The sequence below is a fragment of the Williamsia soli genome (genome assembly GCF_017377795.1).
Classification (GTDB): Bacteria; Actinomycetota; Actinomycetes; order Mycobacteriales; family Mycobacteriaceae; genus Williamsia; species Williamsia soli.
In genome coordinates, this window is the sequence record NZ_JAFRDR010000005.1 from 166,861 (window position 1) to 191,319 (window position 24,459).

The window sequence follows — 24,459 nt, forward strand, 5'->3', positions numbered from 1 at the left end:
GGAGGGGCTCAGTCGAGTTCGAGCCGGCGCGCCATGTCGGAGATGAAGACTCCGGTGGGGTCGATCTTGCGACGGGTGGCGATCCACGAGTCGATCTGCGGGTACATGGCGTGAAAGTTCTGCGCAGACGTGCGCGAATCTTTCGCGGTGTAGAGGCGTCCACCCATCGCCATCACCCTGCGGTCGAGCTCGTTGAGGTACTCGCCGAGGCCGCGCTTGACGGGGAAGTCGAGACACACGTTCCAGCCCCGGAACGGAAAGCTCAGTGGCGCTTGGTTTCCCTCGCCGAAGAGCTTGATGACGTTGAGGAAGCTCACGTGGCCCGACGCCTGGACATCGGCGATGATCTTCTTGAACTCATCCTCGTTGCCGGTGGGCACGATGAACTGGTACTGGGTGAAGCCACCGGTCCGTCCGTACGCTCGATTCCACTCTCCGAAGATGTCCAGGATGTGGTAGAACTGCGCCAGATTCTTGACCTGGCCGGTCTTGTTCGACCCCATCCGGTAGTAGGCCTCACCGACGATCGAGAAGTCGAACTTGTTGGCCAGGCCATTGGGGAAGATGTCCGGGAACGTCACCAGCGGTTTGCCGTTGAACTTGAGCGGATCCTTCTGAAGCTTGGCCGGTAGTTCGTCGAGGCGGGCCAGATTGCCGCGGCTGAACGAACCACGGCCGAGCTTCGGTGGCTTGCTGATCGAGTCGAACCAGCCCGAGGCGTACTCATAGCCGTCCTCGAAGCCGTCTTCGAGGTGCAGTGCGATGGTCTCGTCGAGGCTGTTCGTGGTGGCGGTGTCGGCGATGAAGTAGGCGCTCTCGGTCCGCTTCATCTGCACTTTGGCGCGCAGGATGATGCCGGTCAGGCCGATCCCGGCGACCGTCGCCCAGAAGAGCTCGCCGGCGGGGTCGTCCGAGCTGCCCCCTGGGGTCAGGGTGAGGATGCGTCCGTCGGCCACCAGCAGCGTGATCTCGAGCACGTGCTGTCCGAACGTGCCTGCGCTGTGATGATTCTTGCCGTGGATGTCGTGGGCGATGGCTCCGCCGATCGTGACCTGCCGGGTGCCCGGGAGTACCGGCACCCATAGCCCGAAGGGGAGAGCGACGGCCATGAGCTCGTCGAGGGAGACGCCGGCGTCCAGATCGACGACCCCTGTGGCGTCGTCGATCGAGTGGATCCGCTTGAGCATCGTCATGTCGATGGTCAGACCACCGATGTTCTGCGCGGACTCGTTGTAAGAGCGTCCCAGCCCGCGGGCGATGACGCCACGGCGAAGGTAGGACGGCTTGTCGGCGTTTGCGTCCGCGACCTGCGCGAGCGCCTTGGCGATCACCTCGACATCGGGTGTCGCCAGCACGTGACCCTCGATCGGCGTCGTGCGGCTCCAGCCGACGAGCTTGCGGGTTTCAATGGGCAATTCAGCGGTAGACATCGCAGCAGAGCCTACCGCTCCGGAGACGAAGCGAAGCGGAGCTCGACCCTTAGAGGGAGACGAAGCGAAGCGGAGCTCGACCCTTAGAGGGAGACGAAGCGAAGCGGAGCTCGACCTGGCTGCTCGCAATATGACAACGAGCGGTGTAAGAATCCCACTATGACCTCACGATCTGTGTTCATCACCGGAGCGGCCGCCGGGATCGGCCGCCACACCGCCCTGACCTTCGCGCGCAAGGGCTACTCCATCGGCGCGTACGACATCGACGAGGCGGGACTCGCCACCCTGGCCGATGAGGTGAAGGGTCTGGGTACCCAGATCGTCACCGGCCACCTCGACGTCACCGATGCCGAAGAGTTCACCGCACGTCTCGACGAGTTCGCCGCGGCCAACGGCGGCCGGCTCGACGTGTTGATCAACAACGCGGGGATCCTGCTGGCCGGCCCCTTCGAAGAGATCCCGCTGGCCACCCAGCACAAACAGATCGACATCAACATCAAAGGCGTCACAAACGGCTGCCACAGCGCATATCGCCATCTCAAGGCGACACCGGGCTCGGTGGTCGTCAACATCGCGTCCGCCTCGGCGATCTACGGCCAGGCAGAACTGGCCAGTTACAGCGCCACCAAGTTCTACGTACGCGGGCTGACCGAGGCCCTCGACATCGAGTGGGGCCCGCAGGGGATCCGGGTCGTGGCGATGTGGCCGCTGTTCGTCCAGACCGCGATGACGGCGAACGTCTCCACCGGCACCACCAACTCACTCGGCATCAAGCTCGGGCCGCAGGATGTCGCGGACGCGATCGTGGCTGCGGTCGAGGAGAGCAAGGTCGACAAACTCATCCACCGCGTCCACTACGCCGTCGGGAATCAGACGCGGGCGATGTCGCTGGGATCGCGGTTCTCGCCGGCCTGGCTGACCAGGGTGGTCAACAAGAAGCTCGCGCAGCCGCACTGACAGGCGATCAGACCTCGAGCACGGCTGATGCGGCGTTGTGGCCGGGAATGCCGCTGACCCCGCCGCCTCGCCGTGCTCCGGCGCCTGCGATCAGCAGCCTCCGATGCCGGGTCTCGACACCCCAGGTGCCGACCTCGGCTGCGGTTTCGGCCCAGGGCCACTGGAGTGGCCGGTGGAAGATGTTCCCACCGGGTAGTGCCACGGCGTCCTGGAGTTCGAGCGGCGACTTCGCCTCGATGCAGGGGGCGCCCGTCGAATCGGTCGCGATGACATCCGAGATGGGTTCGGCAAGGACGGAATCGAGCGCCGCGAGGGTCGCCGCGACTGCTTCGTCCTTGGCCGCTGGCCGGCTGAAGACGCCGGGTGGCATGTGCAGGCCGAAGAGGGTGAGCGTGTGCATGCCGGTGAGTCCTGGGCCGAGAATGCTGGGGTCGGAGAGGGTGTGGCAGTAGATCTCGCTGGGTGGCAGCGACGGGATCTGCCCGCGTGCAGCTTCCTGGTACGCCTGCGCGAGTGCGGCGAAGCCCTCGTGGATGTGGAACGTACCCGAGAATGCGACATCTGGGGGAGTCGCGGTGTCGCGTAGTCGGGGGAGCCTGCGCAGCAGCACGTTGATCTTGAGCTGTGCTCCTTCCGGCGCAGCGCTCGCGCTGAGCGGCTCGTCGAGGAGCCCATCGAGAACGGCTGGGGCGCAAGCACCCAGGATGTAGTCGGCGGAAGCGGCGCCGTCCCGCCACCCGACGCGGCCGGTATCGGGGTCGATGTCCGTGACCTCGACCCCGGTGCGGATTTCGGCGCCTGCTGCCACTGCCGCGGCCGCGAGCGCTTCGGACACCGCGCCCATCCCGCCGACCGGCACGTCCCAGTCCCCGGTGCCTCCACCGATCAGGTGGTAGAGCAGACAGATGTTCTGACGCAGCGACTTCTCGTCCATGTCCGCGAACGTTCCGATCAGGCCGTCGGTGGCCACGATTCCGCGCACGATGTCGTCGGCGAAGGTGTCGGCGATGATCTCTCCCGCTGGTTGCGTCGTCAGCCGCTCCCACAGATCCCTCGCGTCGCGATCACCTCCGGCGATGGACGCCATCTCGTCGGCACCGACCAGTGGCTTCAGCATGGTCGGGAAGACGCCTTCGGCGATCGTCGTCATCGAACCGTAAAACCTCTGCCAGGCAGTGAAGTCCGAATCAGAGCCGGTCGCGGCGCGAAAGGACGCCGCGGTCACGGACTCATCGGCGGTGTCGACGAGCAGCCCGCGGGTGGGATCTCCCGGGAGTGGGGTGTACGACGAATACCGCCGCCGGATCAGCGTGATGTCGAGGCCGAGATCGGTGATGATCTGACGTGGCATCAGGGACACCAGGTACGAGTACCTCGACAGCCGGGCGTCCATCCCGGGGAACGGCCTCGCCGACACCGTCGCGCCCCCGAGGTGATCGGACCGCTCCAGCACCAGCACCCTGCGTCCAGCCCGTGCCAGATAGGCCGCGGCGGTCAGCCCGTTGTGGCCCGCGCCGATCACGATGTCGTCATAGGACTGCATGGTGACCATGATGCCGTCAACGGTGGCTCGATGGACCGGGTCCTGGCAGTGGCTATGTGTGGCTACCGATCCCGCGAGGTTCATTCTTGTTTTATTCGCGTTTGTTTACGAACGTCACGCTCATTGATTGCCGTGGCGTATTGTATTTCTTGAATGCATTGTGCCGAATTGGAGGATTGCCGAATGAGTACCTGGGGAATCGGGGCGTTCGACAACGATGATGCGGCCCAGTGGGTGGCGAAGTTCGACGCAGCTCCCTCTTCCGAACGCGTGAACGTGGTGCGGAACGCACTGCGAGGCGTTCTGGAGCATGATCACACCGACCAGGAGTTCGCAGCTGTCGCGGCTGCCACGGCGGTGGCGTCGAGCCTGCCGGGTGGGCCCTTGCTGGCCCCCGACTATGGTCCGAACCGGCACCTGATCGAGCAGTTTCGCGCGCCCGACGACCTACCTGAGCTGGCGATTCGCGCACTGGAGAGGGTCAAGGGTCCACAGTCGCAGTGGTCGGGTCTGTGGTACCGGGCAGGTTCACTCGACGACGCGGTAGCGGTGATCGACGCCATCATCGACGAACTCGAGCTGCGGACGGCGCTGCCGGACTATGTTGCGCTCAGCGCCTGACTGATCAGGCCCGGAGTTCGACCTACCGCATCGCGAAGTTCGGCACCTGAGATAGTTCCGTGATACGCGCTGTGAGGGCGCCGAATGTGTGTATTTCGGTCACAGACCGCGCAGTTTTTCGAGGAGAGTCTCGGCGGCCTTGGCCAAGAATTCATCCTGACTGTCGCCACCGATTTGGACCAGCGCAACATCGGTGAAGCCCGCATCCAGAAAAGGTCTCACGCTCTCGGCCAGTTCGTCGAGGTCCGGTCCACAGGCGATCGACGACTCCACATCCTCCGGGCGGACGAACTGCGTTGCCCCGGCGAATGATGCGGTCGTCGGCAGGTCGGCGTTCACCGACCAGCCCCCGGCGAACCAGCGGAACTGATCGTGCGCGCGGGCGACGGCAGTCTTCTTGTCGGTGTCCCAGCAGATGGGGATCTGGCCGATCTTTCGCGACGGACCCTCGTGATGGTCGTCCCACTGCGAGACCAGCGAAGCCTTCGGATCAGTGGCGATCAGATGATCGGCCAATGGTGCGAGCTGTTCGACGGACTTTTCGCCCGACACAGCGATGCCGATCGGGATCCCTCCGTCTGGTAGGTCCCAGATGCGTGATGAGTCGACGCGAAAGTGGTTTCCGTTGTACGTCACCAGATCCCCGGAGTGCAGAGCCCGGATGATCTCGACAGCCTCGACGAACATGTCGTGACGCTCATCCACCGAGGGCCACCCCTGGCCCACGGTGTGCTCGTTCAGATTCTCTCCCGACCCGAGACCCAGAATGAAGCGACCGTCCGCGAGGAGTTGTATCGTCGCGGCCTTCTGGGCGACCACGGCGGGGTGGTACCGGAGGGTCGGTGCGGTCACGTATGTCGCGAGTTCGACGCGCTCGGTGGCGTGGGCCACCGCGCCCAGCACACTCCAGGCGTACGGGGCATGGCCCTGGGAGACCAACCACGGCGAGTAGTGATCGCTCATGACCTCGAAGTCGAAGCCGGACTTCTCGGCGGCCGTGGCATAACGGACCAGATCCTTGGGTCCGCTCTGTTCCGTCATCAATGTGTATCCGAAGCGCATATCGAACGGAGTTCCCCGTCGGTGTCCGCCCAAACCATGCGAATTCGATGCCACCCGGCCACCGTGGAGCAAAGCTTGTAACGTGTGTCACATTGCTTCGAGACCGGGCATCCCTGCACCGACGAAAACCCCACAGGAGTGCGCATGCCGTATATGCCGATCACCGAATCGATGTTCTTGCTGGCCGAATCGCGAGAGCATCCGATGCACGTCGGGGGGCTGCAGCTGTTCGAGCCGGCGGAGGGTTCGGATGACCTCGGCGAGCGGATGTTCGAGGCATTCCAGGCCCAGACCGAGGTGCACAAGCTCTTCCGCAAACGACCCGCCTCGCCCGTGGGGCTGATGGGCACCGTGCGGTGGAGCTACGACTCCGACGTCGACTTCGAGTACCACGTGCGCCGCACGGTGCTGCCGCGTCCGGGCAGGGTCAGGGAACTACTCCGGTACGTCTCCGCGAACCACGGCGCGATGCTGGATCGGCATCGGCCGATGTGGGAGCTCCATCTGATCGAAGGTCTGGCCGACGGGCGTATCGCGCTGTACACCAAGATCCACCACTCGCTGGTCGACGGGGTGTCCGCGCTGAAGCTGTTGGAGAAAACCCTGTCTCCGGACGCTTCGGCTCGATCCGGCCGCGCCCCTTGGGATCCGGAGCTGTTCCTCAAGCGACCCAGGCTGGAGTCCGCATCTGACGAGGCGTCGCGGAGCATCCTCTCCGAGGGTTGGAAGGTTGCCGGCGAGCTTGCCGGTTTTGCTCCCGCCACAGCCCGCGTCGGGATCCGAGCCGTGCGTGATCACAATCTGAAGTTGCCGCTGCAGGCGCCGCGCACCATGTTCAACGTGCCGATCGGCGGGGCGCGTCGGTTTGCTGCCGAGCAGTGGTCGGTGACGCGGCTGAAGGCGGTCGCCGCGGGCCTCGACATCACGATGAACGACGTGGTGATGGCGATGTGTGGGGGTGCGCTGCGCTCCTATCTCATCGATCAGAATGCCCTGCCGGAGCAGCCGCTGATCGCGATGATGCCGGTGTCGATGCACGCCAAGGACAGTGATTCGTCAGAGGGCAACGCCGTCACCGCGATCCTTGCGAATCTGGCCACAGATCAGCCCGACCCCGAACGCAGACTCGCAACCCTGGTCGATTCGACGCGATCGAGCAAACAGGTCATCCGTGAACTCAGCCCGTTGCAGGCGCTCGGCTTCGGCGCCGTGGTCGCCGCACCACTGGCACTGTCGACGGTGCCCGGTTTCGTCCGCTACACCCCACCCCCGTTCAACGTCATCATCTCGAATGTTCCTGGTCCGCAGAAGGACATGTACTGGAACGGCGCCAAACTCGACGGCGTGTACCCCGCGTCGATCGCGCTGGACGGTCAGGCGCTGAACATCACAGTGGCCACGAACGGCGACAAGGTGAACTTCGGGCTGACCGGTGCTCGTGCCGAGGTGCCGAGCCTGCAGCGACTGCTGACCCACCTCGACACGGCTCTGGAGGAGCTCGAGAAGCTCTGTGACACCGGCGCTCAGTAGATGACCGGTCCCCGGCTGTTCGTCGAGTACCCGGCTCGACCCGATCCGGATTGTCCGAAACGGATGGTGTTCGGGCCATGCGGTGGGATCCGCGATGACCGCTCCTGCGAGATCGATTCGCGGCCGTGTCCGTTCGGGCACACCGCGCAACCGGTGCGGTGGGAAGGCGAGGAACCTGCCCCGAATCCCGCCGGTGAGCTGCTGCGCGCCGCCGAGTCCGGTCCGGTGATCCTCACCGATCTCTCGGTGGCCGCGTTCGACCGCAGCAACCTCGAAGAGGTCGCGAAGATCGTCGGCGCATCCAGCGATTCCGTGCTGGTCGGTGAGCATCAGAATCGACCCGACTTCCCGCCGACGGTCATGGCCCAGATGATCGCAGGCGTCGGGGGCCGCCCGTGGATCACCCTGACCTGTCGTGACCGCAACAGGGTGGTCCTCGAGCAAGAGCTGATGGGTCTGCGACAGGCCGGTGCCGATGGTGTCTTCTGCGTGACCGGCGACGGACGCGCGCAGGGTGTGCGGCCTGATGTCACGCAGGTGTTCGATCTGGACGGCACCAGGCTGACGGCCCTTGCCGCGCAAGCGGGCCTGTCCGTCGGGGTGCCGGAGGCCCCCCAGGCGGAGCCGACCGCGATCCGGCCGGGACGCCTGCTGCAGAAGCAGCGCGCCGGGGCCGGCCTCGCGGTGCTCAATCACGTGGGAACGGTTGGCGCACTGACGGAGTTCGTGTCGACTGCACGGGCGGCGGGCGTCACGATCCCCATCATCGCGGGCGTTGCGGTGTACACGGACGAACGGTCTGCCCGGGTGCTGGCGGCGTTTCCGGGTCTGCATCTGGACCCCGCCGAAATCGCGCGCGTGGTCACTTCCGACGATCCACGCGCCGTGGGCATCGAGACCGCGGTACAGGAGGCGGCGGACCTGCTCTCGGTTCCGGGCGTGGCCGGGGTCAACCTCTCCGGACTTGCCTCGGGTAGCGGGGAGATACCGGCGGCGCATGTCAAAGCGGAAGTCGCGGAGCGGATTCGAGAGAGGATGGACGCGCGATGAGCGGTTCGGGTGCCGAGGGTTCCGACGCGATGGACGACGAGTTCGACACCATGCCGCGGTGGACGGTCGAGGCCATCGAATCACTCGGTGCCGCGCACGCGATACCGGCGGCCTGCCGGGGCAGTGGCAATCCGGCGGCGCTGACCTGGCTGGCCGACATGATGAACCTCGGCGAGACGACAACGCTGGTCGACGTGGGCGCGGGAACGGGTGGCGCCGCCGAATACGCCGCGCTCACCCGCGGAACGAGTGTGCTGCTCGTCGAACCGATGCTCGGGGCCTGCCGCGCGGCGACGCGACTGTTCGGCCGGGCGACGGTTGCCGCGTCGGGCACCGATCTGCCGTTGGCGGACGGCGGGGCCGACGCGGTGTGGTCGCTGGGAGTGCTGTGCTCGAGTGCAGATCAACTCCGGATGCTCGAGGAGATGCGGCGGGTGACGCGGCCCGGTGGGGCGGTCGGTCTGTTGGTCTACATCAAGACGGTGGCCGATCTACCGGAACAGCCCGACGGCAACGACTTCCCGACTCGCGACGAACTCCTCGACCTCGTCCACCGCGCGGGCCTGCGGGTCGGGGCGGTCGCCGATCTACCCGACTTCGACGGTCCGCCGCAGATCTGGCAGCAGCAGGTACAGGCGGTCGACGACCTGGTCGCCCGGGAGCACCGCGACGACCGGCGGTGGCAGACTGCCGACACCCAGCAATCGACGATGGGTCACCTGATCGGCGACGGACTGGTTCTCGGGATGTTGTTGTCGCTCACACCCTGAGATCGCCGACGATCGATTCGACGATGTCGGCAGATCGAATTGCCAGGTTCGACAGCAGCGTCGCGGTGAGTCCGTGCGTGTGTTCCACACCGCCGTTCAAGTAGACGTTGCCCTCGTGGTCGGTAGGCCGCCGGATGCGATAGTCCCGCGTGACCTGGGGTAGGCCAGATTCGTCGAAGCAGTATTCCCTGTCGGGTTCGGCGAGCAGTCCACGCAGGTCGATCGATCGAAATCCCGTGGCGTACACCACCGCATCCGCGGTGATGGTCTGGGTCGTGGTGGTTGGCAGATGGTTGATCGTGACCCGGACGCCGTCGCTGTTCTCCTCGGTCTTCTCCCAATCCAGACGCGAGGCACCGTGGATGAACAATCGGCGGCTGCCCTGCACCTTCTCCTGGTATTCGCGGGCATACAACTCGGCGATGACCTCGGAGTCGACGGCGGAGTAGTTGGTGCTCCGGTGATAATCCAGCAACCGCTCGCGGACCTCGATGGGGGCCTCGTGGAAGTCGTCCACCGCCTCGGGGTCGAACACCCGGTTCGCGTAGGGGCTGTCGTCGGCGGGTGTGTACCCGTATTTGCCGAAGACCGCGTGCACGTCTGCCTCGGAATAGGCGTCATGCAGGTACGAGGTGATCTCCGCGGCGCTCTGCCCCGCGCCCACGACCACGAATCGTTGATGGGTCAGTTCGGGGAGCTGTTCGAGGTTTCCCAGCAGACCATGGCTGTGCCACTGCCGAACCGTCGGTGAGACCTGTTCGGGCAGGGCGGCACTGATCCCCCCGCCTACCACCACGTTGCGCGTGCGGACGGTGCGCTCGGATCCTGAGTCGTCTCTGATGTAGACGAGGAACTCGTCGCCGACGGCTTCGACCTGAGTCACCGAGGTGCGGTAGGTGACCTTGTCCTCGACCTGTCCGGCCGCCCAGCCCAGGTAGTCGGAGAACTCGGCGCGCGATGGGAAGAACGTCTGGTGGTTGATGAAGTCGACCAGCCGGCCCCGCGTGCACAGGTAGTTGATGAAGGTGAAGTGACTTCGCGGGTTTCTCAGGGTGACAAGGTCTTTGAGAAAAGAGACTTGCATCTGCGCACCAGGGAGCAGCATGTCGGGGTGCCAGGCAAATGAGTCCTTGTTGTCGTAGAACTGTGCGCGAAGGGGTTTCGCGGGGTGAGTCTCGTTGTGCTCGGCGACAGTGATGGCCAAGGCCAGATTGCTGGGGCCGAAACCGATCCCGACGAGGTCTACGGGTGAAGTGTCGATCGACATGCTGTTCAGCCCCTTTGGTGAAGAACGCGGGTGGGTGTGCGATACTTGTAGGTCAGTGGGCCAGTGCTGCCTCGGTCATTCGTTGCAGATAACGGTGGTTGAGTCTCGACCGGGTGATCAGGATGACGAAGTCGGCCATGTCGAAGTCGGAGTCGTAGGACGGTGGACCACACACGGCGGCACCGATGCGCATGCATCCCTGCACCATCGGCGGGATCTTGACCCGGCCCGGATCGGCGATGTCATCGAGGCCGCGGCCATCGACGTTGACCGGGTTCTTCGGTGTCACACGCAGTTCAGGATCGGAGAGGTTCATGCCATAGGCGAAGTCCCGGACCTTGCGCACCAGTGACCCACGGGGCCCGCCGTCTTCCATCCTGACCGAGGCACACCCGATGGCGTACTCGTAGCCGTTCAACTCTTGATATTTCAGTACGCCGGCCCAGAGCAGACCCATGACGGCTCCGCTGCGGTGCTCGGAATGCACAGCTGCGCGACCCAATTCGAACAGGTTCGGGCGGGCCGCCTCGAGGCCCTCGCTCAATTCGAAGATGGTGTCGGTGAAATAGCCGCCCGCTGCCTTGGCGCCGTGAGGGGGCAGGAGCCGGAAACAACCGACCACCTCGCCCGTCGACTCCGATCGGGCCACCATGTGGTCGCAATGTGCATCGAATTGGTCTATGTCGATCATCTCGCCGGTGTGCTCACCGCGCACCGCGTTGGGCAGGGTGGCACCCATCTCGTCGGCAAACAGCTGATAGCGCAACCGTTCTGCGTGCTCGATGTCGACGGGGTCGGTTGTCAGGCTGATGGAATACCCGTTGTCACTGGCTGCGGGAATGAGCGGGGTGATGCTCACGGACTTCCTCTCGTTGTGGGGCTGCTGGGGATTCGGAACGTTGGCGATCGGCACGGATGAGGCCATAGACGACGAGCGTGAACACCGTCGCCGCGGTCGCTGCCGCGAGCACTGCGGCCTGTAGTCCTGCCGCGGACGAGTCGCGGACCAGTCGGGTGATCTCGGGCAATGCCGCGTTGTACTGGTCCGGGATGAACGAGAGGATCTGTAGACCGGCGCCGGAACCCAGACCGTCGGTGATGGCGGCCGACTCTGAGGGCGGGACGTCGACCGGGACGCCCCCGACCGCCAGCGAGCCCAGATCGTCCTTGGCGCTTGCGGTGGCGAAGTGGGTGAACAGGGCTCCCATCCCTGCAATACCGATGACGGTGCCGATCTGCCTCGCCGTGCTGACGACACCGGTCGCCATTCCGGCATCGGCTTCGCGGACGAACGTCAGAGCCGCGTCCGAGGCGATGGCGCTCATCATCCCGACACCCAGGCCGGCGACGACCATTCCCGTGATGAAGTGCGTCCACCCGGTATCGGCGGAGATGCCCGTCATGGCCCAGAGTCCCGCCGCGATAAGCGCGGTCGAGAGCGGCACCACCTGATGCATCGGTAGCTTGCGCGTGACGATCATTCCCACCGGCGCCCCGATCACACACGCGATCGTCAGCGGCAAGGCCCGGACCCCGGCCTCGAACGGGGTGTATCCCAACGTGTTCATGAAATACAGGGCCAGGTAGTTCGTGGCGGCGATCAGGGTGCCGGACGTGATGAACGCCGCGAGTGAGACCCCCGCAAATCCCGGCCTGCGCACCACTGACAGGTCCATCAGCGGATCGCTGACCCGTAGTTCCCACAGGACGAATGCGACGGCAAAAATCGCGGCGAGGGCAAACAATCCGAGGATCAGCGGTGAGGTCCAGCCCTTGGCGTTCCCTTCGATGATCGCGTACACCGCGGTCACCAAGGTGATGCTCAGGGTGATGGTGCCCAGGATGTCCACCCGGCGGGTCGTGTCGCCCAGTGATTCCTCCACGCGCACAAGCGCAACCGTGAGCGCGATCGCACCGATCGGGATGTTGACGAAGAAGATCGACGGCCAGCCGAACGCGTCCACGAGTGCGCCGCCCAGCAGTGGCCCGGCGGCACTGCCTGCGCCCATCACCGCCCCGTAGATGGCGATCGCGGTGGAGCGTCCCTTGCCTGCGGGGTAGACGGCCGCGATCATCGGCAGCGAGACACCCAGCATGATCGCACCACCGAGTCCCTGCACCACGCGAACCGCGTCGAGGGTGGTGATGTCGCCGGCCAGCGCGCAACCGGCGGAGGCGGCCACGAAGAGTGTGAGACCACAGACGTACATCCGCTTGCGGCCCAGGCGATCTCCGAGAGTTGCTGCGGTGAGCAGGAACGCGGCCATGGGTAGGGCGTAGCCGTCGACCACCCACTGCAGACCACTGAGGTCAGCCGACAGGTCGGACTGGATGTCGGCGAGCGCCGCCGAGACAATCGTCATGTCGAGCAGCAACATGAAGACGCCGAGGCACACCACGATCAAGGTGGTGCGGGCGTGTGGAGCCTTGGCGCCCAGCGCGGTGGTGGCTGGTGTGGTGGGTTCTGGGGCGCGGTGACTCACCGGCCGCCCGTTCCTGCGGTGTTCACCGCTCGGTCATCGAGCGTACGGTCGCAGATGTTGATGATTTCGGTCAATTCGGCCACCCCCCACCTGATTTGGCAACGTCTCGCACGGTGCGTGCTCTGTGGTTCCAGAAACATCCGGTCCCGAGGCATTCGAAACCCTGGTGATTTCAGATGGGTCGCCTGAAGAAGTCGGCGTGAATTACCTGCCGGTCATTTGTGCGATTTCATTGTCCAGGCGCGTGAACTGGGAAGATGGCGAACACCTTCCGGTGCGGAAGGATCATGAGTCGCATAATTTGGTGTTGATCACTGTGGATTTCCAGAAATCAACGCATGATCGCGTCCATGAAACGGGTGGCGTCGCCGACAGACGTCGCCATCGTCGTGAAGTGGTCGTCTTCCGGGTAGACGTGGACCTCCACCGGTTCGCGATTGACTGTCATCTCGGCTATCAACGAGGCGGGGAACGGGATCGGGACGTCGATGTCGAGCAGCCCGTGACCCAGGAAGACCGGCCGGTCGTACCCGGTCGCGGGCGTCTGCATGTGCCGGCGGAGTACGCCGTAGGCATCGGGTAGCGACGACACCGGCTTCACGAACACCGTGCGCAGATCGCGGCCGTCCATGACGCTCTTGAACTCCGTCAGGCACATCGTCTCTGCGGTATCGACGAGTTGGCGGCCGAGCGGGGTGAGCAGACCGTCCACGTCGAGGTCTCGCCGCGCGTCGCGCAGGCCGGCCACGATGTACATCGCGTAGGTGGTCAGACCGGCCGGGAGTATCACCGGCGGAAACCCGGGTCCGCCGAACTGCACCAGCCATTCGATGTTCGCAGGGGTCCCCGTTCCTACGACGCCGCGGTAGTCGAGTCCCGATCCGGCATCGAGTTCGGTGGCGCGCCTGCCGGCGTTCAGCGCCGCTCCGGCACCTTGGGACTGACCGGTGATCGCGTACTTCGGCGACAGTGGCAGCCCCATCTGATGGGCGGCCTTGACCGAGTCGATCACCGAACTCGCCTGCACCTGTGAGTTCAGGTAGCTCATCAGCCCGGGTGTGCCCTGGCCGGCGTAGTCGGTGCCCACGATCGCATAACCCTGGGCGAGCCAGTGCTCGATCAACGTCAACACGCGCGATCCGAGTCGGTTCGCCGACGGTGTGCAGTCGTCGCCGAGTCCGACGGTCCCGTGGGCCCAGGCGATGACCGGCCAGCCCCCTGGCGGAGCCTGGCCCCGGGGGACATAGACGAATGCGGTGCTGGTCGCGCGAGCGGAGTGCTGATTCGGCGTCGAGTACAGGATCCGGAAAGCGTCCTCTACAGAGGCCTGCACCAACTCGGGGTCCAGCGGCACCGATCGGATCAAGGTGCCGGGCGCATCGGGGATCGGTCCGTTGTACTGCCGGGCGTCGAGTCCCGACCATCGCGGCTGAGCGCCGACGTCGGGTGCGGGCGCAGCCACGGCGGTGACAGGCACCGCCAGCAGCAACAGCGCCAGTGCGAGAACGAGAAGCCGGGCACCCACATCTCGACGGTAGGCGATCGAAGCACCGTACGTGAGGCTTTGCGGGCGCAGAAGCTAGGGTGTCGGGGTGTCCGATGAGCCGGTGGAGCAACGCCGAACGCATGAGCAGTTCGGATCGGCCCATGCGCCGATGCCGATCGAATTGCCGATCGACGATCAAGAGGCCTCCACCGACGTCGATTTGAAGACCCAGCTCATCCGGTTCGTCATCACCGGCGCCGGTTCGGGCATTCTCGACTTCGGTCTCACGCTGCTGTTGCAGTACGTTTTCGGCGCTCCTGAGTGGGCCGCCAAGGCGGTCGGTTTCGTCTGCGGCACCACGATGGCCTACCTCATCAATCGGCGCTGGACGTTCCGCGCGGAGCCGAGCGCTGCCCGTTTCTTTGCTGTCGCAGTGCTCTATCTGGTGACGTTTGCGGTGCAGGTCGGTATCTACACGGGCCTGTCGCGGCTCTGGGACGAACAGATTCACTGGAGCCTGCTCGCCTTTGTGATCGCTCAGGGAACCGCGACGGTCATCAACTTCGTGGTCCAGCGGGCGGTCATCTTCAAGATCCGGTAGCCGATTTTGGTGGGTTCTGGCGAGGGCGACCTGGCGGAGACGAAGCCGGAGGCAAGCTCGACCAGTGTGTCGGGTCGCCAGGACCCACCATTTTCGGGCTGTCAGAGGGTGTTGACCCAGGCGAGGCGGTCGGACGACAGGGAGAACGTGTCCTCGAACAGGACCACGTAGGTGCCCGCCGGTGAGCCCTGCCGCGAGTCGAAGCAGACATCACCTGCGGTCTTCCCGCCGGGTGCGATCTCGCCGGAGTTCAGCGGCTCCCGTTCCGGGGCGAACGTCGCATCGCGGATGGTCCCCGTTGCGTCCTGCAGGCTCCAGTCGATGTAACTGTTGAAGTCGTTCTGCTTGTCACCGACGTTCTTGATGGTGACTGTGCTGCAGAGATAGTTCCCGAACGTGGTGTTGACGGGAGTCAGTGGCGCGACGGTGTATTCGAGGTCGTCGCGGGTGATGGTGTCACCGCCGAGTGCGACGGTGTCGTCGTCGAGCTTGCCGGGGAAGTCGGGTCCGGTGGCCTCGGGGGCAGCGCTTCCGGCCTGCGAGGTCTGCGATGCCTTGGTGACACTGGTGTCGCTGTCGCCACCCACGCTGGTGGCGACGATCGCGGTGCAGGCTCCGATGAGAAGTATGGGGACTCCGATGACGAGCCACGGCCACACCTTTCGCTTCTTCTTCGGGGGCGGCGGGTAGGGGCCGGCGCCGTAGGGCTGGTTGTAGGGCTGATGGTCTCCGGGCTGTCCTGGGTTGGTCATGGCGGATCCTCCTGTTCGTGAGGTGTTCGGGGTCGAGGAACAGCACATCGCAGACCGATACCCGGGCGCCTCGGCCGAACGGTCGGGCCGGGTCATCCTTTGGGCCGGAAGTTGCAGCGGGTCGGACCTTTCGGCCGATGACGGACCGTCGGAGTCACCCCGTAGCCTCCTAACGTGACCGCAACTTCCGGGGACATCGTCCGCCGCCGCCTCTGGACCACCGGAGCGGTGAGCTTGAGCGTGTTCGGGTCGTTGCTCGCGGTCTCGCTCACCCAGGCATCGGAAACGATTCCGGACTGGAATTCCTGGGTCGGATTCCTGCTCAACCTCGGTGCGGCCGCCACGCTCGTCTGGCGGCACCGGGCTCCGACCGCGGTACTGGCGGCATGTGTGTTCGCGCCACTGTTCTTCGCGACCGACGCGACGGCGGCGCTGATCGCGCTGTACGCACTCGCCCAGTCAGAACGCGGTGTGCGTCTGGCGGCCGGAACGGTCGCGGTCTACATCGCTTCCGCGGTCTCGTTGACCTATGACGCTCACCGGACGCGTGACAACTCGCTGCTCACGATCGGATCGCCCAGGGCCGACGACGGGATGCCCAAGCCGAGCTGGGATGTTCCGCTGTGGATCCCTTGGATCGTCGCCGCGGTGGTGGTCGGCATCGTGGTGACGGTTGCGCTTTTGCGGCACACCCAGTTTCAGCTCGCCCGAGCGGAACAGAGCCGCGATCGGGCGACCAAGCAGACCGACGTGATGCGCGACGAGATGATCAGGACCGAAGAGCGGACCCGCATCGCCCGGGACATGCACGACACGCTGGCAGCGAGCCTGAGCCGGATCTCGTTGCTGGCGGGCGCGGTACAGGTGGGCGGCACCGACGATCCGGAGAAAATAGTGACCAACGCGTCGATGATCCGGTCGACGGCTCATGAGGCGCTCGACGAACTCAAGAGCATCGTCGGGGTGCTCCGCGGCTCGGTGCCCGCTCAGCAAGGCGGTCCCCAAGGGATCGAGGGAATTGCAGAACTGGTCCAATCAGCTCGCGCGGCCGGCCTCCACGCAACGCTGTACACCGACTTGCGGCCCGGCACGGTGGGAACGGTCTCCGGGCACGTCACCTACCGCGTGGTCCAGGAATCTCTCACCAACGCACAGAAATACGCGGCAGACCAGACGATCCGCATCGCCATCACCGGCGCGGACATCCACGGGATCAAGATCAACACACGCAGCAAACTCAGCTCTCGTCCACCGGCGGTTCCGGTCGGCTCGCGATCCGGGCTGCAAGGACTGGCCGAGCAGGCACACAACATCGGTGGGTCCTTTCAGGCCGGCGCGCTCGGAGATGAGTTCGTCCTGGATTGCTGGCTGCCCTGGTACGCCTGAACCCGCACAGTCGGTGTCGCAGGGGCGGACTATTCTGTTCCCACCATGACCCGAGCCAGCGTGATCACCGTGCTGATCGCCGACGACGATCCCTTTGTCCGGCGCGGGGTCTCGGACATCTTCGCCGCCACCGATGACATCACCGTCGTCGCTGACGTCGACGACGGTGATCAAGTCGTCGGCGCCGTCCACGTCCATCGGCCGCACGTGGTGCTGATGGATCTGAAGATGAAACGAATCGGCGGCCTCGAGGCGACCCGTCAGCTGATGACCGTTCCGGTGCCGCCCAGAGTGATCGCGATGACGGCCATGGATGTCGATGACCTGGTGGTGCAGGCAGTCTCGGCCGGCGCGCACAGCTTCCTCAGCAAGGACGAGCCGCCGGAGACCTTTCAGCAGTCGGTGCGGGCCGTGGCCGCCGGCAACACACTGTTCAGCCAGGAATCGCTGCGCCGGATCGTCGCGGCCGGGTCGCCGCACTTGCCTGCCCCGCGGGCGGATCTGTCCATGCTCAGTCCGCGCGAACTCGACGTCCTACGGGCCGTGGCCTGCGGGACGTCCAATGCGAACATCGCCACCGAGCTCTTTCTCAGCGAGACCACCGTGAAAACCCACATCTCGGCGGTCTTCACCAAGCTCGGCACCCAGAATCGGGTACAGGCGGCGCTTATCGCGTTCCGCGCCGGACTCGTCCACTGACCGATGTTGGTGGGTTCTGGCGAGGCTCACCTGCGGAAATGCTCACCAGAACCCACCAAGATCGGGTGTCAGCCGTTGACCTTGCTGATCACCGAATCGGCAAACATGTTGAGGTTGTCGATCTTCTTCTGCAACGGCTCGGTGTCGTTGCCGATGATGTAAGGGATCCGGAAACCGACGATGACATCGGTGATGCCTTTGTCTTCCAGTCGCTTACAACCGTCGGGCGTGTAGGCGTCGTAGGAGATGACGTGGATCTCGAAGGGGTCGTTGAGCTTTCCCTCGCCCTTGCGGATGTCCTGGATCTTGTCGAGCAGCGCGTCGAGCTCCTCGGGCTGCCCACCACCGTGCATCCAGCCGTCGCCGCGGATCACGGCTCGCTTCAGTGCGAGATCGGCGTGCCCGCCGACGAGCAGGGGGATCGGCTTGGTCGGTGCAGGTGTCATCTTGATCTTCGGGATGTCGTAGAACTCCCCGTGGAACTCGAAGTACTCGCCGGTGCTCAATCCGCGGATGATGTCCATGCACTCGTTCATCCGCTTGCCGCGCCGTTTGTAATCGACGCCCATGATGTCGTAGTCCTCGGCCCACGGACTGGTGCCGACCCCGAGGGCGAAACGGTTGTTTGTCAACGTGGCCACGGACATCGCCTGTTTGGCTACGAGGGCCGGAGGACGGATCGGTAATTTGAGGACGAACGGGTTGAACCGGATCTTCTCGGTGACCGCACCCATGGCGGCTGCCATCACGAACGTCTCGATGAACGCCTTGTCCTCGAGGAACTCTCGATTGCCGTCCTCGGTGTACGGATACGTCGAGTCGGATTCCTCGGGATACGCGATGGAGTCGGGGATCGTGAATCCCTCGTAGCCGGCCGCTTCTGCCGCCTTGGCCAGCGGCAGGTAGTAACTCGGATCGGTCATCGCCTCGGCGAAGGTGAACCGCATGCAGATCCTCCTAGATTCGTCCCGCGCGCGTCCATGGTCGAGCTCCGCTGCGCTTCGTCTCCATCCAGTAGAACACGTTCTAGTTTCGGGAGGGGAGCATATCGTTCACTTGCCCACCGAGAAGGTCATCACGTCGTAGGTCAGGGGCATCTCGCCTTTACGCTCCGGATTGGACACCGGTGCTCCGTAGGCGGGCGGGTTGCCGGTCGTGATCAGCGCTTCGATCGCGTCATCGCCCGCGATCACGTTGTCGAGGGTGAAGGTGTCGATGACGAAAGGTAAGCCGTTGGACGCCAGGGGGTCCGGGCCGTCCATCACATGGAGATGGAGATGCGGCGCGTCGGTGTTGCCGGTGTTGCCCAGCAGGCCGATCTTGTCACCGGACTCGAGTTCCTGACCTACTTTGATCGCCGACATACTGCCCGGTTGCATGTGCGCGTACAGCACGTAGTGACCATTGCCGATGTCTTGGACGATGTGATTGCCGGCGTACTGGTCGACGGGCAGTTTGCTCGGCGTGATGCTCGGGATCTGTTCTTGGAGGCCGTCGACGACCGCCACCACCTTGCCGTCGGCCACGGCGTGGATGTCGGTTCCGAAATAGGCGTAACTCGAGGTCTGGGTGATGTCGCCGGTGAAGAGCCGGCCCTCGGCATCGAGCTTCACGAAATCGATCGCAAATCGTTCCGGTGCATGATATTCCCCGTTCAGGGGGCTGACGGCCGTTCGGTGGGCGGTCATACCGCAGCATCCGTTGCCGTCCAGCCAGCCCGCTCCGTCCAGAGGGGGTGCGATCGTGACCGGCGTCTTGTCCTGGACCTGGGTGAGCGAGGACACGGTCATCGTCTTGGTCACCAGCGGAAGATCTTCCTGAGCGACCTCGACGCTGATCTCATTCTCGATCTGGGTCGGGGTTTCCGCCTCGGCGGGGACGGAGGCGTCGATCCAGATGCGAGAGGCCTGGCCCGGCGTGAGTGTGGTGGTCAGCTCGGTCGCGCCGAACGGGCGCATCCATTGCCCGACCTCATCGCCCTGGAGCTCGACCAGTACCTCATCCCCGGCCGATGCGGTCACTCCGGTGATCGTCGTCGGTTGGGACAGGGTGTTGGTCACCGTGAGCTCGTACGCCATATGTACTCGGTCATCGGTACCGAGTACCGGGATCGGGTCCGCGAGGGTCGACACGACCACCGCTGTGATCTTCGCGGGTGTCGACTCGGTCGTCGGCGCGGAGGCGGTGGACGACGACGCAGACGTGCTGTCGGACTCGGATTCAGAACAAGAAACAAGCGCCAAAGTGGCAACACATGCGATACCCACGAGTTTGACGGAAAGTCTCATCGGCCGAATCTAACGCGCCGCTGCAGGTCATGGCCTTGTTTCGGTCAAGGTTTCCCGAAGCGTTCACGTCGGCCGAGGGACTGCAGACGCAGCCATTCACGGAAGCCCGGGACGTCGCGTTGCTGTACGAGGAAATACCAGCCGAACCGGGCATACTCCTGGGGCAGCAACTTTCGCATGCCGGGACGACTCATCAGATACCCGCGATTGCGGTACGTGAAGAATCGTTTGGTCTCGTTGTCCGGGTACTGGGTGTGCATCCGACCACCCAGGATGGGCCGGAACTCGTCGGTGCCGTCGGGGTGCAGGTAGGCCGTTGTCAGGCAGGTGCCGAAGTTCAGCCCCGAGCGGACCAGTCGGCGATGCATCTCGACCTCGTCGCCACGGACGAACAGGCGAAGATCCGGGACCCCGACCGCGTCGATGGCAGCGGCAGAGAACAGTGCACCGTTCATCAGTGAAGCGATCCCGGGGAGCAGCTCGGAGGTCTCGCCGTTCTCGAACAACTCGGAGCGCTTGCGGCGCCAGACCAGGCCTCGCCGCAACGGGAAGGCGAGGGTGTCGGGATCGTTGATGTTGCAGACGACCGGCGACACCTCGGAAAGCCCATGGGCGACGGCGCAATCCAGCAGTGTGGTCAGGACCTCGGGCCCTTCGGGCCTGCCGTCGTCGTCGGCACACCAGACCCAGTCGGCGCCGAGTGCGAGCGCGTGCAGCATGCCGAGCGCAAAACCTCCCGCGCCGCCGAGGTTGTGCTCGGAACCGATGTAGGTGACGGGAATCGACTGCGCAGCAACGAGCTCGGCGACCGCGGTGTCGTTGTCGTTGTCGACGACCACCAGATGATCGACGGGCCGGCTCTGTGAGGTGAGTATGGCCAGGGATTGGCGAAGGAGTTCGAGTCGTTTGTGGGTCACGACCACGGCGACGACCCGAGCGTCAGCGACGCCATTCGCCCCGGCGTCAGTCATCCCGTTCGACCTCGGCCATGACCTCGCGCACGTGACGTGCGGCGTCAGGACCCTCGTATGCGTTCACGACTTCCTCGATGCCGCCGTCCATCCGGATCGTGCCGTGGTCGATCCAGAGGGCACGGTCGCACAGCTGCGCGAGGAACTCGTTCGAGTGGCTGGCGAACACCAGGATTCCCGACCGCTTCACCAACTCCTGCAACCGGATCCGGGCCTTCTTCATGAACTCGGCGTCGACGGCACCGATGCCCTCATCGAGAATCAAGATCTCCGGGTCGATCGAGGTCACCACGCCCAGGGCGACGCGGACCCGCATGCCGGTGGAGTAGGTGCGCAGCGGCATCGCCAGGTAGTCGCCGAGTTCGGTGAACTCAGCGATGTCGTCCATCTTCTTGAGCATCTCGCGCCGGCTCATCCCGAGGAACATGCCGCGGATGACGATGTTCTCGTAGCCGGAGATCTCGGGGTCCATACCGACCCCGAGATCGAAGACAGGGGCCACGCGGCCACGGATCGAACAGGAACCCCGAGTCGGTTCGTAGATGCCCGAGAGCAGACGCAGCAGCGTCGACTTGCCGGCGCCGTTGTGCCCGACCAATCCGATCCGGTCGCCGTGTTCGAGATGCAGGTTGATCTGCTTGAGCGCCTCGACCACCACGACGTTGGACTCGTTGGCGCCGATCACACCTCCGGCGCGACCGAGGACCGACTTCTTGATGGACCTGGTCTTGGCGTCGAAAATAGGGAAATCAACACAGGCATCCCAGGTATCGACTCGTACTTGACTCATGACCTCACACCCAATACGCAACGCGAGCACGGTAATTACGCAAAATCATCAGCGCCAGGACCCAGCCGGCGATGGTGCACGCGATGACGATCAACCAGTGATAGAGCGCCACCGATTCGCCGAGCAACGGACCACGGGTGATCTCGAGGTAGTGGTACATCGGGTTGATCTGCACCAGTTTGACGCGGCTGGAGTCCGCTCCGACGTTCTTCTCGAGATCGGTTGCACTCCAGATGATCGGCGTCATGAAGAAGACCAGTTGTACTGCAGTGGCCAGCAATTGGCCGATGTCGCGAAACCTGGTGGACAGGATGCCGAACACGATCGAGACCCACACCGCGTTCAGGACGAGAAGTGCGATACCGGGTAGCACCAGAACAACGGTCCAGTTCACCGGCTGCGGGAAGATGATCAGCAGTACTGCGTAGAGCGGGATGTTGTGGGCAAAGATGATCAGCTGCCGCCAGGTGAGGCGGTACACGTGCACGCTCAGCGGGGCGGGGATCTGCTTGATCAGTCCCTCGTTGGTGGTGAACAGCTCGGCACCTTCGAGGATCGACCCGGAGATGAAACCCCAGAAGATGAAGCCGAGCATGACGTACGGCAGGAAGCTGCTGATCTCGTTGCCGAACAGCTGGGAGTAGAGCAAGCCCATGGCGACGGCGGTGACCGCGGTGGCGATGGTGATCCACAGCGGTCCGAGCAGCGACCGGCGGTAGCGCTGCTTGATGTCTTGCCAGCCGAGCAGCAGCCACAGTTCCGACTGTCGGAAACCCGACGACAGATCGCCGAAGGCCCTGCGAAAAGTCCGTGAATCGGACTCGGCCGGCGGCGGACGCACCGGCTCGGGATCGACAGCTGTTGACACGAGAGACGACCCTACCGCGACGACCGAGGTGTCAGAGATACTGCCCGGTGCCGGGGACCCCGTGCTGCCCGGGCTGACTGCCGCCGAGTTGACCCGTCGGGAGCTGTCCCTGACGCATCTGCTCGAGCTGCGCGCGGGCCGCCATCTGCTGGGCGAACAGTGCGGTCTGGATGCCGTGGAACAGACCTTCGAGCCAGCCGACGAGCTGGGCCTGGGCGATCCGGAGTTCGGCGTCGGTGGGCGTGACGTCGTCGGTGAACGGCAGCGCGAGCCGTTCGAGTTCTTCGCGCAGCTCGGGGGCGAGACCGTCCTCGAGCTCGTGGATCGAGGAGCGGTGGATCTCTTTGAGTCGGACGCGGCTCGCCTCGTCGAGCGGAGCGGCCCGCACCTCTTCCAGCAGCTGCTTGATCATGGTCCCGATCCGCATGACCTTGGCGGGCTGCTCGACCATGTCGGCGACTCCCTGTTGTTCGTCGCTGCGGGCCTGCTCGGCCTCTGCGGACGGGACGACAACGATGCCCTCGTCGCGGTCGGAGGGGGAACCTTGGCTGAAAATATCGTCGACCATGCCTCCATTGTCCAGATGCGGTGGTTTCCGATCTGCGGCAGCCCTGCCTTCCCTGAAAGCCAAGATCCGTTGCTGGGTGCGCGGGCGCGGGGACGGTCTAAGGTGGCTGCCATGGCTTATGACGTCGCACGGGTTCGGGGTCTGTTCCCGTCCCTCGGCGATGGTTGGATCCACCTCGATCCGCAGGCGGGCATGCAGATCCCGGATTCGGTGGCCACCACCGTGTCCAAGGCCTTTCGTGGGCTGGTCTCGGAGCCCGGCGGCATCTACCCGGCGGCGAAGCAGTCGGCGGGCATCATCGATGCGGCCCGGCAGGCTGTCGCGGATCTGGTGAACGGGGACCCCCGCGGCGTGGTGCTCGGACCATCGCGTGGACATCTGCTGAACGTGCTCGCGGAGTGTTTGAACACCCGCGTGTGGCTGGGGTCCGAGGTGGTGGTCAGTCGACTCGACGACGAGGCGAACGTGCTGCCGTGGCTGCGTGCCGCCGATCGGTTCGGCGCGAAGGTCCGGTGGGCTGAGGTCGACATCGAGAACGGTGAACTCCCGGTCTGGCAGTACGAGGGGTTGGTGAGCCGCTCGACCAGCGTCGTGGCGATGCCGCTGGCGTCGTCGACCATCGGCACCGTCGTCGACGTGGCGACCGCGGCAGCGACGGTGCACGCCGTCGACGGTCTCTTGGTGGTGGACGCGACGAGCGCAGCCGCCTACCTGCCGCTGGACATCGAGGAACTTGGCGCCGATGTGCTGGTGGTGAGCGCGTCACGGTGGGGCGGACCGTCGACCGCGGCATTGGTGTTCCGGAACCCCGAACTGCTGACGCGGGTGCGATCGATGTCACTCAAACCCGACGCAGAGGGACCGGAAAAGCTCGAGGTCGACGGACACCAGCATGCATTGCTGGCCGGGTTGGTGGCCTCGATCGAGCATCTGGCTGGTCTGGACGAATCCGCCGCCGGCACCCGGCGCGAGCGCCTGGTCCAGTCGATGACGGGTCTGGCCGATTATTCGCAGCGCTTGTTGCAGTACCTGCTGCACTCACTACGTCAGCTGAATCTGGTATCCATCGTCGGTGAAGCGGAGAGCCGCATCCCGGCGGTCAGCTTCACGGTGTCGGGTGTGACAGCCGACAAGGTGGTGCGACGTCTGGCCGACAACGGGATCTGTGCACTCGCCGACGTCAACAGTCGGGTCCTCACCGGCATCGGGGTCGGCGACGTCGGTGGCGCCGTCACGATCGGACTCGGGCCGTACACGACGCCCTACGAGGTGGATCAGCTCGTGCGGACGCTGGGTTCACTCGGCTAGACCATTTCTTCACCACATTCGTCCCCCTC

Annotated in this window: 23 protein-coding genes; 9 read left to right on the forward strand and 14 right to left on the reverse strand. The window is 64.7% G+C overall.

All coding sequences use genetic code 11. The features are described from left to right. Positions 1-8 precede the first annotated feature (8 nt). Positions 9-1,430 carry a decaprenylphosphoryl-beta-D-ribose oxidase gene (gene dprE1 / locus J3S28_RS15095; protein WP_207841566.1) on the reverse strand — a complete coding sequence of 474 codons (1,422 nt, stop codon included), beginning with the start codon at positions 1,428-1,430 and terminating at the stop codon, positions 9-11. Positions 1,431-1,589: 159 nt separating this feature from the next. On the opposite strand from dprE1, the gene J3S28_RS15100 reads away from it, so the two are divergent. Beyond that, positions 1,590-2,387: an SDR family oxidoreductase gene (locus J3S28_RS15100; protein WP_207841567.1), complete on the forward strand. Its 798-nt coding sequence runs from the start codon at positions 1,590-1,592 to the stop codon at positions 2,385-2,387. 7 nt (positions 2,388-2,394) lie between these two features. On the opposite strand, the gene J3S28_RS15105 is transcribed toward J3S28_RS15100, so the two are convergent. Next, on the reverse strand, positions 2,395-3,930 hold the full coding sequence (locus J3S28_RS15105; protein ID WP_207841568.1) for a phytoene desaturase family protein: 1,536 nt from the start codon (positions 3,928-3,930) through the stop codon (positions 2,395-2,397). A gap of 183 nt (positions 3,931-4,113) precedes the next feature. Between J3S28_RS15105 and J3S28_RS15110 the strand changes: the two genes are divergently transcribed. Next, a complete protein-coding gene (locus J3S28_RS15110; RefSeq protein WP_207841569.1) occupies positions 4,114-4,551 on the forward strand; it encodes a DUF4259 domain-containing protein in 438 nt (145 codons plus the stop codon). A gap of 99 nt (positions 4,552-4,650) precedes the next feature. Here the strand turns inward: J3S28_RS15110 and J3S28_RS15115 are convergent, their stop codons facing one another. Beyond that, positions 4,651-5,592: a TIGR03557 family F420-dependent LLM class oxidoreductase gene (locus J3S28_RS15115; RefSeq protein ID WP_372436012.1), complete on the reverse strand. Its 942-nt coding sequence runs from the start codon at positions 5,590-5,592 to the stop codon at positions 4,651-4,653. A 165-nt stretch (positions 5,593-5,757) separates the two neighbouring features. Between J3S28_RS15115 and J3S28_RS15120 the strand changes: the two genes are divergently transcribed. Genes J3S28_RS15120 through J3S28_RS15130 form a run of 3 tightly spaced genes read left to right on the forward strand, consistent with a single transcriptional unit; the run spans position 5,758 to position 8,963 of the window. Then, on the forward strand, positions 5,758-7,143 hold the full coding sequence (locus J3S28_RS15120) for a WS/DGAT/MGAT family O-acyltransferase (RefSeq protein WP_207841570.1): 1,386 nt from the start codon (positions 5,758-5,760) through the stop codon (positions 7,141-7,143). Continuing rightward, a complete protein-coding gene (locus tag J3S28_RS15125; RefSeq protein WP_272874195.1) occupies positions 7,144-8,193 on the forward strand; it encodes a methylenetetrahydrofolate reductase in 1,050 nt (349 codons plus the stop codon). Beyond that, entirely contained in the window at positions 8,190-8,963 is a 774-nt protein-coding gene (locus J3S28_RS15130; protein ID WP_207841571.1) for a class I SAM-dependent methyltransferase, read from the forward strand. The genes J3S28_RS15125 and J3S28_RS15130 overlap by 4 nt, the downstream gene beginning before the upstream one ends. Here J3S28_RS15130 and J3S28_RS15135 read toward each other — a convergent pair. The 4 genes from J3S28_RS15135 to J3S28_RS15150 form a co-directional block, all read right to left on the reverse strand. Further along, entirely contained in the window at positions 8,953-10,230 is a 1,278-nt protein-coding gene (locus J3S28_RS15135) for a lysine N(6)-hydroxylase/L-ornithine N(5)-oxygenase family protein (RefSeq protein ID WP_207841572.1), read from the reverse strand. The two genes, J3S28_RS15130 and J3S28_RS15135, sit on opposite strands and share 11 nt — an antisense overlap. A 52-nt stretch (positions 10,231-10,282) precedes the next feature. After that, positions 10,283-11,089, reverse strand: coding sequence for a GNAT family N-acetyltransferase (locus J3S28_RS15140; RefSeq protein ID WP_307797156.1), 807 nt, complete (start codon positions 11,087-11,089; stop codon positions 10,283-10,285). Further along, a complete protein-coding gene (locus J3S28_RS15145) occupies positions 11,055-12,713 on the reverse strand; it encodes an MFS transporter (RefSeq protein WP_372436014.1) in 1,659 nt (552 codons plus the stop codon). Before J3S28_RS15145 ends, J3S28_RS15140 begins: the two co-directional genes overlap by 35 nt. A 331-nt stretch (positions 12,714-13,044) precedes the next feature. Then, the gene (locus tag J3S28_RS15150; RefSeq protein WP_207841574.1) at positions 13,045-14,238 is read right to left on the reverse strand and encodes a lipase family protein; all 1,194 of its coding nucleotides are present in this window, start codon (positions 14,236-14,238) and stop codon (positions 13,045-13,047) included. 130 nt (positions 14,239-14,368) lie between these two features. On the opposite strand from J3S28_RS15150, the gene J3S28_RS15155 reads away from it, so the two are divergent. Continuing rightward, complete coding sequence (locus tag J3S28_RS15155) at positions 14,369-14,800, forward strand: GtrA family protein (protein WP_237341667.1); 432 nt, start codon at positions 14,369-14,371, stop codon at positions 14,798-14,800. Positions 14,801-14,901: 101 nt separating this feature from the next. Here the strand turns inward: J3S28_RS15155 and J3S28_RS15160 are convergent, their stop codons facing one another. Next, complete coding sequence (locus J3S28_RS15160) at positions 14,902-15,552, reverse strand: DUF4352 domain-containing protein (RefSeq protein ID WP_207841575.1); 651 nt, start codon at positions 15,550-15,552, stop codon at positions 14,902-14,904. Between the two features lie 174 nt (positions 15,553-15,726). Here J3S28_RS15160 and J3S28_RS15165 point away from each other — a divergent pair, with 174 nt between their 5' ends. Next, positions 15,727-16,938 (forward strand): sensor histidine kinase, encoded by a 1,212-nt coding sequence (locus J3S28_RS15165; RefSeq protein ID WP_307797157.1) that lies wholly within the window; start codon positions 15,727-15,729, stop codon positions 16,936-16,938. 45 nt (positions 16,939-16,983) lie between these two features. Then, the gene (locus tag J3S28_RS15170) at positions 16,984-17,637 is read left to right on the forward strand and encodes a response regulator (RefSeq protein ID WP_207841576.1); all 654 of its coding nucleotides are present in this window, start codon (positions 16,984-16,986) and stop codon (positions 17,635-17,637) included. 68 nt (positions 17,638-17,705) lie between these two features. Here the strand turns inward: J3S28_RS15170 and J3S28_RS15175 are convergent, their stop codons facing one another. The 6 genes from J3S28_RS15175 to J3S28_RS15200 form a co-directional block, all read right to left on the reverse strand. Then, positions 17,706-18,584, reverse strand: a complete 879-nt coding sequence (locus J3S28_RS15175) for an LLM class flavin-dependent oxidoreductase (protein ID WP_084892551.1) — start codon at positions 18,582-18,584, stop codon at positions 17,706-17,708. 105 nt (positions 18,585-18,689) lie between these two features. Then, positions 18,690-19,925: a M23 family metallopeptidase gene (locus tag J3S28_RS15180; protein ID WP_207841577.1), complete on the reverse strand. Its 1,236-nt coding sequence runs from the start codon at positions 19,923-19,925 to the stop codon at positions 18,690-18,692. Positions 19,926-19,969: 44 nt separating this feature from the next. Further along, entirely contained in the window at positions 19,970-20,896 is a 927-nt protein-coding gene (glfT1, locus tag J3S28_RS15185; RefSeq protein ID WP_207841578.1) for a galactofuranosyltransferase GlfT1, read from the reverse strand. Beyond that, on the reverse strand, positions 20,889-21,686 hold the full coding sequence (gene wzt / locus J3S28_RS15190) for a galactan export ABC transporter ATP-binding subunit Wzt/RfbE (protein ID WP_207841579.1): 798 nt from the start codon (positions 21,684-21,686) through the stop codon (positions 20,889-20,891). Before wzt ends, glfT1 begins: the two co-directional genes overlap by 8 nt. A 4-nt stretch (positions 21,687-21,690) precedes the next feature. Then, complete coding sequence (gene wzm / locus J3S28_RS15195) at positions 21,691-22,554, reverse strand: galactan export ABC transporter permease subunit Wzm/RfbD (RefSeq protein ID WP_207841580.1); 864 nt, start codon at positions 22,552-22,554, stop codon at positions 21,691-21,693. A 31-nt stretch (positions 22,555-22,585) separates the two neighbouring features. Beyond that, positions 22,586-23,122, reverse strand: coding sequence for a bacterial proteasome activator family protein (locus tag J3S28_RS15200; protein WP_207841581.1), 537 nt, complete (start codon positions 23,120-23,122; stop codon positions 22,586-22,588). Positions 23,123-23,233: 111 nt separating this feature from the next. On the opposite strand from J3S28_RS15200, the gene J3S28_RS15205 reads away from it, so the two are divergent. Continuing rightward, positions 23,234-24,430 (forward strand): cysteine desulfurase-like protein, encoded by a 1,197-nt coding sequence (locus J3S28_RS15205; protein ID WP_207841582.1) that lies wholly within the window; start codon positions 23,234-23,236, stop codon positions 24,428-24,430. The last annotated feature ends 29 nt before the right edge of the window (positions 24,431-24,459 follow it).

Excerpts from the sequence above, each read along its gene's own strand:
- dprE1 (WP_207841566.1), bottom strand. The coding sequence starts at position 1,430 with ATGTCTACCGCTGAATTGCCCATTGAAACCCGCAAGCTCGTCGGCTGG.
- J3S28_RS15100 (WP_207841567.1), top strand. The coding sequence starts at position 1,590 with ATGACCTCACGATCTGTGTTCATCACCGGAGCGGCCGCCGGGATCGGC.
- J3S28_RS15105 (WP_207841568.1), bottom strand. The coding sequence starts at position 3,930 with ATGCAGTCCTATGACGACATCGTGATCGGCGCGGGCCACAACGGGCTG.
- J3S28_RS15110 (WP_207841569.1), top strand. The coding sequence starts at position 4,114 with ATGAGTACCTGGGGAATCGGGGCGTTCGACAACGATGATGCGGCCCAG.
- J3S28_RS15115 (WP_372436012.1), bottom strand. The coding sequence starts at position 5,592 with ATGACGGAACAGAGCGGACCCAAGGATCTGGTCCGTTATGCCACGGCC.
- J3S28_RS15120 (WP_207841570.1), top strand. The coding sequence starts at position 5,758 with ATGCCGTATATGCCGATCACCGAATCGATGTTCTTGCTGGCCGAATCG.
- J3S28_RS15125 (WP_272874195.1), top strand. The coding sequence starts at position 7,144 with ATGACCGGTCCCCGGCTGTTCGTCGAGTACCCGGCTCGACCCGATCCG.
- J3S28_RS15130 (WP_207841571.1), top strand. The coding sequence starts at position 8,190 with ATGAGCGGTTCGGGTGCCGAGGGTTCCGACGCGATGGACGACGAGTTC.
- J3S28_RS15135 (WP_207841572.1), bottom strand. The coding sequence starts at position 10,230 with ATGTCGATCGACACTTCACCCGTAGACCTCGTCGGGATCGGTTTCGGC.
- J3S28_RS15155 (WP_237341667.1), top strand. The coding sequence starts at position 14,369 with ATGCCGATCGAATTGCCGATCGACGATCAAGAGGCCTCCACCGACGTC.
- J3S28_RS15160 (WP_207841575.1), bottom strand. The coding sequence starts at position 15,552 with ATGACCAACCCAGGACAGCCCGGAGACCATCAGCCCTACAACCAGCCC.
- J3S28_RS15170 (WP_207841576.1), top strand. The coding sequence starts at position 16,984 with ATGACCCGAGCCAGCGTGATCACCGTGCTGATCGCCGACGACGATCCC.
- J3S28_RS15175 (WP_084892551.1), bottom strand. The coding sequence starts at position 18,584 with ATGCGGTTCACCTTCGCCGAGGCGATGACCGATCCGAGTTACTACCTG.
- J3S28_RS15180 (WP_207841577.1), bottom strand. The coding sequence starts at position 19,925 with ATGAGACTTTCCGTCAAACTCGTGGGTATCGCATGTGTTGCCACTTTG.
- glfT1 (WP_207841578.1), bottom strand. The coding sequence starts at position 20,896 with ATGACTGACGCCGGGGCGAATGGCGTCGCTGACGCTCGGGTCGTCGCC.
- wzt (WP_207841579.1), bottom strand. The coding sequence starts at position 21,686 with ATGAGTCAAGTACGAGTCGATACCTGGGATGCCTGTGTTGATTTCCCT.
- J3S28_RS15200 (WP_207841581.1), bottom strand. The coding sequence starts at position 23,122 with ATGGTCGACGATATTTTCAGCCAAGGTTCCCCCTCCGACCGCGACGAG.
- J3S28_RS15205 (WP_207841582.1), top strand. The coding sequence starts at position 23,234 with ATGGCTTATGACGTCGCACGGGTTCGGGGTCTGTTCCCGTCCCTCGGC.